Source organism: Streptomyces sp. B5E4 (genome assembly GCF_039871555.1).
In the GTDB taxonomy this organism is placed as follows: Bacteria; Actinomycetota; Actinomycetes; order Streptomycetales; family Streptomycetaceae; genus Streptomyces.
The window spans coordinates 290,665-301,501 of record NZ_JBDPMI010000008.1 but is presented as its reverse complement, the minus strand read 5'-3'; the positions used below and the strand labels follow the sequence as shown (position 1 = coordinate 301,501).

The 10,837-nt window shown below is 71.4% G+C and carries 12 protein-coding genes and 1 pseudogene; 10 read left to right on the top strand and 3 right to left on the bottom strand.

Translation table 11 applies throughout. From position 1 onward, the window contains the following. Both ABGA99_RS14295 and ABGA99_RS14290 read left to right on the top strand, forming a co-directional pair. The coding region (locus tag ABGA99_RS14295; RefSeq protein WP_347582756.1) for a carboxyl transferase domain-containing protein at window positions 1-380 on the top strand (380 nt) is incomplete at its 5' end. 223 nt (window positions 381-603) lie between these two features. Further along, entirely contained in the window at window positions 604-1,431 is an 828-nt protein-coding gene (locus ABGA99_RS14290; protein WP_347577574.1) for an AfsR/SARP family transcriptional regulator, read from the top strand. Between the two features lie 56 nt (window positions 1,432-1,487). Here the strand turns inward: ABGA99_RS14290 and ABGA99_RS14285 are convergent, their stop codons facing one another. Continuing rightward, window positions 1,488-2,480, bottom strand: coding sequence for an AfsR/SARP family transcriptional regulator (locus ABGA99_RS14285; RefSeq protein WP_347582755.1), 993 nt, complete (start codon window positions 2,478-2,480; stop codon window positions 1,488-1,490). 401 nt (window positions 2,481-2,881) lie between these two features. Here ABGA99_RS14285 and ABGA99_RS14280 point away from each other — a divergent pair. Continuing rightward, window positions 2,882-3,703 (top strand): annotated as a pseudogene (locus ABGA99_RS14280) (AfsR/SARP family transcriptional regulator); the annotation flags it as partial. Window positions 3,704-3,823: 120 nt separating this feature from the next. On the opposite strand, the gene ABGA99_RS14275 reads toward ABGA99_RS14280, so the two are convergent. After that, the gene (locus ABGA99_RS14275) at window positions 3,824-4,069 is read right to left on the bottom strand and encodes a DUF6059 family protein (RefSeq protein WP_347577571.1); all 246 of its coding nucleotides are present in this window, start codon (window positions 4,067-4,069) and stop codon (window positions 3,824-3,826) included. 440 nt (window positions 4,070-4,509) lie between these two features. Here ABGA99_RS14275 and ABGA99_RS14270 point away from each other — a divergent pair, with 440 nt between their 5' ends. Together ABGA99_RS14270 and ABGA99_RS14265 are read left to right on the top strand one after the other, a co-directional pair. Beyond that, complete coding sequence (locus ABGA99_RS14270; RefSeq protein WP_347577569.1) at window positions 4,510-4,632, top strand: hypothetical protein; 123 nt, start codon at window positions 4,510-4,512, stop codon at window positions 4,630-4,632. A gap of 2 nt (window positions 4,633-4,634) precedes the next feature. Next, a complete protein-coding gene (locus ABGA99_RS14265; RefSeq protein WP_347577568.1) occupies window positions 4,635-5,078 on the top strand; it encodes a TIGR03618 family F420-dependent PPOX class oxidoreductase in 444 nt (147 codons plus the stop codon). A gap of 42 nt (window positions 5,079-5,120) precedes the next feature. Here ABGA99_RS14265 and ABGA99_RS14260 read toward each other — a convergent pair whose 3' ends face one another. Then, on the bottom strand, window positions 5,121-5,576 hold the full coding sequence (locus ABGA99_RS14260) for a nuclear transport factor 2 family protein (protein ID WP_347577567.1): 456 nt from the start codon (window positions 5,574-5,576) through the stop codon (window positions 5,121-5,123). A gap of 177 nt (window positions 5,577-5,753) precedes the next feature. On the opposite strand from ABGA99_RS14260, the gene ABGA99_RS14255 reads away from it, so the two are divergent. From ABGA99_RS14255 to ABGA99_RS14235, 5 genes are read left to right on the top strand one after another with little or no spacing between them, the layout of a single operon-like run. Further along, on the top strand, window positions 5,754-7,217 hold the full coding sequence (locus ABGA99_RS14255) for an FAD-dependent monooxygenase (protein ID WP_347577566.1): 1,464 nt from the start codon (window positions 5,754-5,756) through the stop codon (window positions 7,215-7,217). A gap of 51 nt (window positions 7,218-7,268) precedes the next feature. Next, entirely contained in the window at window positions 7,269-7,964 is a 696-nt protein-coding gene (locus ABGA99_RS14250) for an antibiotic biosynthesis monooxygenase family protein (protein WP_347577565.1), read from the top strand. A gap of 31 nt (window positions 7,965-7,995) precedes the next feature. Then, on the top strand, window positions 7,996-8,328 hold the full coding sequence (locus tag ABGA99_RS14245) for a TcmI family type II polyketide cyclase (protein WP_347577564.1): 333 nt from the start codon (window positions 7,996-7,998) through the stop codon (window positions 8,326-8,328). After that, window positions 8,325-9,596, top strand: coding sequence for a beta-ketoacyl-[acyl-carrier-protein] synthase family protein (locus ABGA99_RS14240; RefSeq protein ID WP_347577563.1), 1,272 nt, complete (start codon window positions 8,325-8,327; stop codon window positions 9,594-9,596). Before ABGA99_RS14245 ends, ABGA99_RS14240 begins: the two co-directional genes overlap by 4 nt. Next, window positions 9,593-10,831 (top strand): ketosynthase chain-length factor, encoded by a 1,239-nt coding sequence (locus ABGA99_RS14235; protein WP_347582754.1) that lies wholly within the window; start codon window positions 9,593-9,595, stop codon window positions 10,829-10,831. The genes ABGA99_RS14240 and ABGA99_RS14235 overlap by 4 nt, the downstream gene beginning before the upstream one ends. Window positions 10,832-10,837: the final 6 nt, after the last annotated feature.

Here is a 10,837-nt window from a genome sequence, read left to right as displayed (position 1 = left end):
CCACCGTGCCGCGGATCTCGGTGGTGCTCAGGAAGGCGTACGGGGGCGCGTACATCGTCATGGACAGCCAGTCCATCGGCGCCGACCTGACGTACGCCTGGCCGACCAACGAGATCGCGGTCATGGGAGCGGACGGCGCGGCGAACGTGATCTTCCGGCGCGACATCGCGGCCGCGGAGGACCCCGAGTCCAGGCGGGCGGAGATGGTCAAGCAGTACAAGTCGGAGCTGATGCACCCGTACTACGCGGCCGAACGCGGTCTCGTCGATGACGTCATCGACCCCGCCGACACCCGTGCGGTCCTCATCCGCTCGCTGGCGATGCTGCGTACGAAACACGCGGATCTCCCCGCCCGAAAGCATGGCAACCCGCCCATGTAGCACGAAACATCACATGTCACCAAAGAGTGGCGCCTTCCCGGGCGCCGCAGCTCAACGCTGCTCTCGCCGAGGGTGACAGTTTTGTCGACGCGGTGATGCATTGACAAACAGACCGCTCAGTATCTTTAATCGGAGTGATTCACGTCACGATGCACACTGTGATCACGGGCAGCAGTGGCCACGGGGCACGTCAAGCGTGGTCCGCTGCACAAATGGGGGATCGATGGATATCGAAGTGCTTGGTCCGTTAACAGTGCATTTACGGGGGAAACTCGTTCTCCCGACGGCACCCAAACCGCGGCAGCTGCTCGCCATGCTCGCGCTGCGGGCCGATCAGGTGGTGCCGACTTCGGTCCTGATCGATGAGCTCTGGGGCGAGAACCCGCCGCGGAGTGCCCGCACCACCATGCAGACCTATGTCCTCCAGCTTCGCGAACTCATCGGGGAGGCCCTGGAGCTGGGCGGAGGAGACCGCGGGGCCGCCAAGGACGTCCTGGTCACCCTGCCGGGCGGGTACCGGCTGGAGACCGGCGGCGGAAGCGTCGACTTCCGCGAGTTCGACCGCCGGGTGGTCGCCGGCTACCGGGCCTTCGACGCGGAGGACTTCCACGCCGCGGCGCGGCTGCTGCGCAGCGCGCTCTCGCTGTGGACGGCGCCCGCCCTCGGGGACGTCCAGTCGGGGCCGTACATCAGGATGGAGATCAACCGCCTGGAGGAGACGCGCCTGGGCGCGCTCGACCGGCGGATGGAGGTCGATCTGCGCCTCGGCCGGCACCGTGAGGTCCTCTCGGAGCTGACGCTGCTCGTCAACCAGCACCGCACGCACGAGAGTCTGCACCGGCAGTTCATGCTGGCACTCCACCGCTGCGGGCGGCGCGGCGAGGCGCTGAACGCCTACCAGCGGCTGCGCGCCACGCTCGTGGAGGAGCTGGGCCTGGAGCCCTCGCCTCAACTCCAGCGGTTGCAGCGGGCCATCCTCACGTCGCGGGGGACTCAGCTCCCTGGGCGCGAGATGGTCAAGGAGCCGGCAGCGCCAGCCCGGCACGGATGACCGATGTGCCCGGGTGCCGCTCGCCGCGCCTGCCGGCCCTGGCGGGCGGCCGTCGGTCAACGGCTGCCGGCGGGCCGGGCGGTGAGCTGGTCGAAGCGCCGGAGCAGCGTCTGATGGTCCCGGGTGAGCCGGTCGAGGTGACGCCGCAGGCGCGCGATCTCACAGTGCAGGGCGCGGTCACCGCCGTCCGCCGCCGCGGCGTCCGCAAGCGCGCCGGGCTCCCGCGCGTCGAGGAGGGGCCCCCTCGCGACGGTGAGCCGTCCCGAGTGCCCGGCGCGGTCCGGCAGATCGAGCGCCGGATCGTGGTCGAGCACCGCCCTGAGGCGGCCGCGGAGTACGGGGCCGGGCTCGATGCCCAACTCCCCGGCGAGCCGGGCACGTGCCCTGTCGTACACGCTCAGCGCGTCGGCCTGCCGGCCGCACCGGTAGAGGGCGACCATCAGCAGGTCGTAGAAGCGCTCCCGCAGCGGGTGGTGGACGGTCAGCTCGGTCAGCTCGCTCGTGATCTCGTGGTGCCGCCCGGTCCGCAGGCACGCCTCGTACAGTCCCTCCAGCGCCACGAGCCGCGCCTCCTCCAACTGCGCCACCTCCCCCGCACACATGTCGAGCGACGCCCCCTCCAGTACCTGACCGCGCCAGCACGCCAGCGCGCGCCGCAGCAGGCGAGCGGCCTGTTCGGGATCGCGGTCGAGGAGTGAGCGACCCTCCAGCGCGGCCCGCCGGAAACGGCCCGCGTCCGTCGCCGCCCCGCCGAGGCGCAGCGCGTAGCCCGCCGCGCCGGTGGTGATCCACTCCTGCTGCGGCTCATCGGCACGGGAGGGGGGCAGGAGCCGACGCAGCCGGCGTATGTGCGCCTGGAGGGCGTTGGCCTTGTTGGCGGGCGGGGTCTGGGCCCAGAGCTCGTCGATGAGCTGCCGGGCCCGTACCGTCCGGTTCGCCTTCGTGATGAGCGCGCCGAGCAGCGCACGCTGCTTGGCTCCGCTCGGCACGATGCGCAGACCGGTGCGCTCGTCGTGGACCTCCACGGAGCCCAGGATGCGAAACTCCATCGCTTTTACTCCTTGCCCTGTGGGATCGAACCGGAACGAGCGCGACAGCGAAAACGCTCAGGTGGAAGTGCCGGCCGGTCGTTCTCGCTGCATTTATCCCACCAAGGATCTTAGGGCCCCGGGAAGGTTTCGGCTTGTCTGCTCAAGCGGTTTCCAGGGCGTTGTGTAATGAGGCTCAAGTCCGTGGAGACGGTGGTCCCCTGGTCCTGGATCATTGGAATTCGAGAGCCGCTTGAAGAGCGATCCAGGGACAACGGGGGGAAGCCGAGTTGGTTGTTACCGTGCTTCATGCCATGGCTCGGGCGGAAGAGCGTCGGAGTCCGACGATGCGACAAAATCGACATCAACGGCCGGCTACCTGTCCGGAAACGGTGGAGGCCGGGTGAGGTACGGAGGCAACCGTGCGCATGAAGGTTTTGGGTCCGCTGCACGCCGAGGTCAACGGGTCATCCGTGGTACCCACGGCCAGCAAGCCTCGTCAGATATTGGCACTGCTCGCCCTTTATCCGGGGCGAGTCGTTCCGGTATCGACACTCATGGAGGAGATCTGGGGTACGAAACTGCCGGCGAGCGCCATGACCACCCTGCAGACCTACATCCTCCAGCTCCGCAGACGCCTCGGCACCGCCATGGGCCCCGACGCCCCCGGGACGGCCAAGGACATCCTGGCCACCCGGTACGGGGGTTACGTCCTGCAGATCCCGCCTGAACGGGTCGATGTCTACGAGTACGAACGCCTCGTCGCGGCCGGTCAGCGGGCCGTCGAAGACCGCGGCGACGACCGGGAGGGGGCGGAGTTATTCCGGCGCGGCCTCGACCTGTGGGACGGCTCCGCCCTCGTCGACATCCGGGTGGGCCCGGTCCTGGAGATCGAGGTGACCCGCCTGGAGGAGAGCCGGCTCGTGACCCGCGAGCGGTGCATCGACGCCGATCTGCGGCTCGGCCGGCATATCGAGCTGATCGCCGAACTCACCGACCTGGTCGCCCGCTACCCCCAGCACGAGGGGCTGCACTCCCAGGCGATGGTGGCCCTCTACCGCTCGGGCCGCCAGGCCTCGGCCCTGGAGATCTACCGCCGGCTGCGCCGCCGGCTGATCGAGGACCTCGGCGTCGAGCCGTCGCCCCAACTCCAGCGCCTGCACCACGCCATGCTGTCCGTCGACCCGCAGCTCGACGTCGCGGCGGCCCCCCGCCGGACGTCCACCTTCGACCTGTACCCGGCTGAAGCCATCCGTCGCCCCGGCCCGAACGAGCCCCGCCGCGCCGGTGCCGCCGAGAGACGCGCCGCACGGTGAGCCCGCCCGGTCACCGGGGTCCCCGGGACCCCCCACCCGCCGCTGCCGCTAGGGCCGCCGGTTCAGTTCCTGTTCAATGGCCCGCTCCAGCGGGGTGAGGGCCGTGCCGGGGCAGAGCCGTTCCGGATGGCCCGCCGGCGGCCCCTCCGGCTCCGACTGCCGCTGACCGGGGGTGGTTCCGGGTTGCCAGACCCTGCCCGTGTAGTGCGTCCCGAAGGCCATCAGGCAGCGGTACAGCTCCTGCGTCACGCGCTTGCCGAGGGCTCGCATGAAGGATCGCACGGTGGCGCTCACTCTTCCTTCCCTCGTCGGTACGGACGTCTCGTCCGTACGTACCCATCGCCGGTACGCACACCCTCGGTGAGCCGGGTGGAGCGCTCTTCGACGCCGCCTCAAGCGCTCCGCCGCAGGCCGGGCCGACGACGCGAGGGGGACCCGAGGCGGGGGAGAGCCGGTCACCCGGCTTGGGAAGGGGGCGCCACATGCCGACGAGCGGCGTGCACCGCACTTGCCGGCGGAGGGAGGTGACGTCTCCCGCGGGCGCGGTGTACGGCCTCGTCGCCGGCGACGAGGCCGACGACATCTCCCGGGTGACGCGGGCGATGGACGACGGGCCCGAGCCCCGTTCCACGGCGCGTCGACCCGGTCTTCCGGCGCCTCTCGATCCAGCCCTTAGCGCGGCGCGTGAAGCTGCTGTGACGGCGCGACCGCCGACGGACTCCGAGGAGGAGACCATGGACGAAGAGGATTCCGTGATCCGTCCGACCGACGTCCCGCAGCCCGCCCCGATGCTCAGGCTGCCGGGCTGCGACGACGACGATCCGACGGAACCGAACGTGGTACGGGGGATCGACTGACGATGACGCTGTCCCACCACCCCGAGGCGGCGCGCGGCGAGGACGGCCCCGCGGCCGTGCCCGAGGTCGCGCCGGGGGTCGCCGCCTTCCTGACCGCGCCGCACGCCGCCGTGCTCACCACCCTCAGGGAGGACGGGTCCCCGCACCTCGCGCCCGTGCGCTTCACCTGGGACCCCGCCGCGGGCCTCGCGCGGGTGCTGACGGTGCGGACGGCGCGCAAGGCCCGCAACCTGCTGGCCAGTCCGGGGGCGGCGACCGCGCTGTGCCAGGTCGACGGCTTCCGGTGGGTGACCCTGGAGGGCCCGGCCGAGGTCTCGGACCACCCCGACCGGGTCCAGGAGGGCGTACGCCGGTACGCCGAGCGCTACTGGTCGGCGCCGCCGAACCCGCCCGGGCGGGTGGTCGTGGAGCTGCGGGTCGAGCGGGTGATGAGCCTCAACTGCTAGCGCCCGCCGCCCGCCCGGTACCCGGTGCCGGCTCCCGGAGGGTCAGGTCCCGGGCGGCGTCCCCTCCAGCCAGATGACGGTGAACTCCAGCAGGGTGAGCCGCCACCGGCCGTCGTCCGTGCGCCGGGCCTCACCGCTCACCCCGGTGCCGGTGACGAAGAGCGGCGGCCGGTCGCCGCCCGGGTGGTGCACGTGGGTGGAGACCAGGTTCGCGCGCAGCGTCGCCACGTTCCCCCGGACGTCGGTCACCACGGGCGAGTGCAGATGCTGGGTGCGCGCGAAGGCGGCGAGCGACGCGCGGTGCCATTCCGCCATTCCCGGAACACCCTCGTGCCGGCTCGTCGGGAACACCACGGCGGCGTCTTCCGTGAAAAGCCCGCGGACCCAGTCGTCGTCCGGTTCCTCGGTGTCGAGACCGATCAGATAGGCATCCACGAGTCCGGCCACCGCGGTGGCGTCGAGAAATTCAAGAACGGCAGGTGATTCGGTGGAAGTCATGGCACGAGGATGCTCCAGGGAGCCTCATCAGGCCAACCTCGGGTGTGTGTCCTCTGACATTCTTGACGTTCTTCTGTAATTCCCTGTCAGAGATCTGTACTGATTCGTCTTTACCCCCCGCGGGCCGCCTGTCCATACTCGTCTGACACCAGCGGGAACGACGACAGTTGGGCGACGATGGATAATCATGACGCAGATGTGATCATCGTGGGCGCCGGGCCCACAGGACTCATGCTCGCGGGCGAACTGAGCCTGCAAGGAATATCGGTCACGGTGCTGGAGAAGCTCACCGAGCCCATGCGGCAGTCCCGCGCCCTGGGCTTCTCCGCCCGTACCATCGAGGAATTCGCGCAGCGCGGTCTGCTCAGTCGGCTCGGCGACGTGGACGTCATTCCCGTAGGGCACTTCGGCGGCGTACCGCTCGATTACCGCGTGCTCTCCGGCGGTTCCTACGGCGCCCGCGGAATTCCGCAGTCGCGCACCGAGGGCATGCTGGCGGGCTGGATCGGCGAACGCGGCGTCGAGGTACGCCGTGGCGTCGAGGTGAGCGGTCTGACGCAGGACGCGGACGGGGCCACCCTCACCCTCGCCGGCGGCGGCAGCCTGCGGGCGCGGTACGTCATCGGCTGCGACGGCGCGCGCAGCGTCGTGCGCACCGCCGCGGGCATCGACTTCCCCGGTACGGAGCCCGCCGTCGAGCTGCGGTTCGCCGACATCTCCGGGGTGCGACTGCGGCCCCGGTTCAGCGGCGAGGCGGTGCCCGGCGGCATGGTGATGGTGCTGCCGCTCGGCCCCGACCGCTGCCGCATCATCTACTACGACCGCCGCGAGCCGCTGCGCACGAGCACGGAGCCGATCACCTTCGAGGAGGTCACCGAGGCGTTCGGACGGCTGGCCGGCGAGGACATCGGCGGCGCCACCCCGCACTGGGTCAGCTCCACCACCGACGTGAGCCGGCAGGCCGCCGAGTACCGGCGCGGCCGGGTCTTCGTCGCCGGCGACGCCGCCCACATCCACCTGCCGATCGGCGCGCAGGGCATGAGCGCGGGCGTCCAGGACGCGGTCAACCTGGGCTGGAAGCTCGCCCTGGTGCTCCAGGGCCGGGCCCCCGGCGAACTGCTCGACACCTACCACGCGGAGCGCCACCCCGTCGGCGCACGCATCCTCGTCAACACCCTCGCGCAGCGCATCCTCTACCTCGGCGACGACGAGGTCACACCGCTGCGCGACGTGTTCGCCGAGCTGACCCGGCACGACGCGGTGCAGCGGCACCTGGTCGGCATGGTCACCGGCCTGGACATCAGGCACGACATGGGGCCCGGCGAGCACCCGCTGCTCGGCCGCCGGCTGGCGGACGCCGAGCTGGTCGGCAGCGACGGCTCGAAGACCACCGTGTACGAGCTGCTGCGGACCGGCCGCGGCCTGCTCCTCGACCTCTTCGGCGGCCCGCGGCTGCGGGCGGCGGCCGAGGGCTGGGGCGACCGGGTCGACGTGGCCGCCGTGGAGCCCGGCGAGGGTCTGCCGGAGAGCGCCGCGATCCTCGTACGCCCCGACGGCTACATCGCCTGGATCGCCGGGACCACGCAGAGCGCCGACGGACTCGACGAGGCGCTCGGGCGCTGGTTCGGCCCCGCGGCCTGACCCCCGGCACCGTACCCGAACCCACTTCGCCACCGACTCAAGGAGACCCGCATGCCCATTCTCTCCCCCGAGGACAAGCACCTGACCGTCCTCAACCTGTTCACCACCGACAAGCCCGAGAACCAGGACCGGCTCATCACGGAGATGCGGAAGATCGTCGACACCGCCGCCTTCGAGGGCTGGCTCTCCTCCACCGTGCACGCCGGCCAGGAGAGCCCGGGCACCGCCAACTTCATCCAGTGGCGCAGCGGCGAGGACCTGGAGGCGCGGTACGAGGGCGAGGAGTTCAAGCACCGCACGCTGCCCGTCTTCGGCGAGATCACCACCTCCATCCGGCTGCTGCAGAACGAGATCGTCTACACCCAGCGCCACCCCTCCCAGGGGAACGTCACCGAGGTGTCCCCCGACCGCGACGACTTCACCGTCATCGAGGTCTTCAAGACCACCGAGGAGAACCAGGCGCGGCTCGTCGAGGCGCTGGGCGAAGGCCAGAAGTGGCTGCTGGACGTGCCGGGTTACCGCTCCCACACGGTCTTCCGCGGCCTGCGCGCCCGCTTCCTGGAGGGCGCCTTCGCGGTCGTCTACTCCCAGTGGGAGAGCAAGGAGGCGCACGACGCCTACCGCACCCGGCCGGAGGCCGACATGCCGGAGGCCCGCCGCAACTCGGAGGCGACGCTCCAGTCCCTGGCCACCGAGCGCGACTGGAACTCCTACCGCGTGGTGCACAGCCGTAAAGCCGGTGAGTGACCGCCCGCGAGCAGCACGAGGAGACAGAGCCATGCACCGCAGCACCCTGATCGTGGCCCGGATGGCGCCGGACTCCGCCACCGACGTGGCCCGGCTGTTCGAGCAGTTCGACAGGACCGACATGCCCGGGCGCATGGGCACCACGCGCCGGCAGCTCTTCAGCTTCCACGGGCTGTACTTCCACCTCCAGGACTTCGCGTCCGGCGAGGGCGAAGAGCGCATCGAGGGGGCCAAGGACGACCCCCGCTTCGTACGCATCAGCGACGACCTGAAGCCGTACATCGAGCCGTACGACCCCGTGACCTGGCGCTCGCCGCGCGACGCCATGGCCACGCGCTTCTACGCCTGGGAGGCGGGCGCATGACCGAGCGTCGCGTCGTGATCACCGGGATGGAGGTGATAGCGCCCGGCGGGGTCGGCCGGGAGAAGTTCTGGGAGGAGATCAGCGAGGGCCGTACGGCGACCCGGGGCATCACGTTCTTCGACCCCGCCCCGTTCCGGTCCCGCGTCGCGGCGCAGATCGACTTCTGCGGGCTCGACCACGGGTTGAGCCCGCAGGAGGTACGCCGCATGGACCGCGCGGCCCAGCTCGCGGTGGTCGCCGCGCGCAACGCGGTCGCCGACAGCGGCCTCGACCCGGCGGGGCTCGACCCCTTCCGGGTCGGGGTGACGGTCGGCAGCGCCGTCGGGGCCACGATGAGCCTCGACACCGAGTACCGGGTCGTCAGCGACGGGGGCCGGCTGGACCTCGTCGACCACCACTACGCCGTCCCGCACCTGTACAACCACCTCGTCCCCAGCTCCTTCGCGACCGAGGTCGCCTGGGCGGTCGGCGGCCAGGGGCCCACCGCCGTGGTGTCCACCGGCTGCACCTCCGGCATCGACGCCGTCGGTTACGGCGTCGACCTGCTGCGCGAGGGCTCCGTGGACGTCATGGTGGCGGGGGCCTCGGACGCGCCGATCTCGCCGATCACCATGGCCTGCTTCGACGCGATCAAGGCCACCACACCCCGCCACGACGAGCCGGAGCGCGCCTCACGGCCGTTCGACGGCACCCGTAACGGCTTCGTCCTGGGCGAGGGCAGCGCCTTCTTCGTCCTGGAGGAGCTGGAGAGCGCGAAGAGGCGCGGCGCGCACGTCTACGCCGAGATCGCCGGCTACGCCACCCGTTCGAACGCCTACCACATGACCGGACTGCGCCGTGACGGCGCCGAGATGGCCGAGGCGATACGGCTCGCGATCGACGAGGCCAGGCTCAACCCCGAGGACGTCGACTACATCAACGCACACGGCTCGGGCACCAAGCAGAACGACCGCCACGAGACCGAGGCGTTCAAGAAGAGCCTCGGCGACCACGCCTACCGGACGCCGGTCAGCTCGATCAAGTCGATGGTGGGGCACTCGCTCGGCGCCATCGGCTCCATCGAGATCGCCGCGTCCGCCCTGGCGATGCGGCACGACGTCGTGCCGCCCACCGCCAACCTGCACACCCCCGACCCCGAGTGCGATCTCGACTACGTGCCCCTGACCGCACGCGAACACCAGGTGGACACCGTGCTGACCGTCGGCAGCGGGTTCGGCGGCTTCCAGAGCGCCATGGTGCTCGCTTCCCCGGAGAGGAGCCCTCTATGACCGCGGTCGCGGTCACCGGCCTGGGCATCGCCGCGCCCAACGGCCTGGGCACCGCCGACTACTGGGCGGCCACCCGCGGCGGCAAGAGCGGCATCGGCCGCCTCACCCGGTTCGACCCGTCCGGCTATCCGGCGCGGCTGGCGGGGGAGATACCCGGCTTCGTCGACGCCGACCACCTGCCCAGCAGGCTGCTGCCGCAGACCGACCGCGTCACGCGGCTCGCGCTGACGGCGGCCGACTGGGCGCTGGCCGACGCGGGCGTCGACACCGAGGCGTTCGACCCGCTGGACATGGGCGTGATCACCGCGAGCCACGCGGGCGGCTTCGAGTTCGGCCAGTACGAGCTGCAGAGCCTGTGGTCCAAGGGCAGCCAGTACGTGTCCGCGTACCAGTCCTTCGCCTGGTTCTACGCGGTCAACAGCGGCCAGATCTCCATCCGGCACGGCATGAAGGGGCCCAGCGGCGTCGTCGTCACCGACGAGGCCGGCGGTCTCGACGCGCTGGCGCAGGCCCGCCGGCAGATCCGCAAGGGCACGCCCCTGGTGGTCTCGGGCGCCGTCGACGCCTCGCTGTGCCCGTGGGGCTGGGTGGCGCAACTGGCCGCCGGGCGGATGAGCGAACGGGACGAGCCGACGCGCGCGTACGTGCCGTTCGACCGCGACGCCACCGGCTATGTGCCGGGGGAGGGCGGCGCGATCCTCGTCCTGGAGGACGCGGCCGCCGCCCGCGCCCGCGGCGCCCGCAGCTACGGGCAGATCGCCGGCTACGGCGCCACCCTGGAGCCCGGTCCCGAGGCCGGCCCCGGGCACGCCCACCGGCAGGCGCTGCGCAGGTCGATCGAGATCGCCCTGGCCGACGCCGGGCTGGCCACCGGCGACGTGGACGTCGTCTTCGCCGACGGCGCGGGCGTGCCGGAGGAGGACGCGGTCGAGGCCGAGACGCTGTGCGAGGTCTTCGGGCCGCGCGGGGTGCCGGTCACCGTGCCCAAGTCGATGACCGGCCGGCTGTACTCCGGCGCCGCGTCGCTGGACGTGGCGGCCGCGCTGCTGGCCATGCGCGACGGCGTCATCCCGCCCACCGTGCACGTCGACCCCTGCCCCGAGTACGACCTGGACCTCGTGCTGCACCAGGCCAGGCCCGCCGCGGCGCTGCGGCACGCGCTCGTACTCGCCCGCGGCCACGGCGGCTTCAACGCCGCCATGGTGCTGCGCGCCCACCCGACCACCACCGGCTGAGACGGA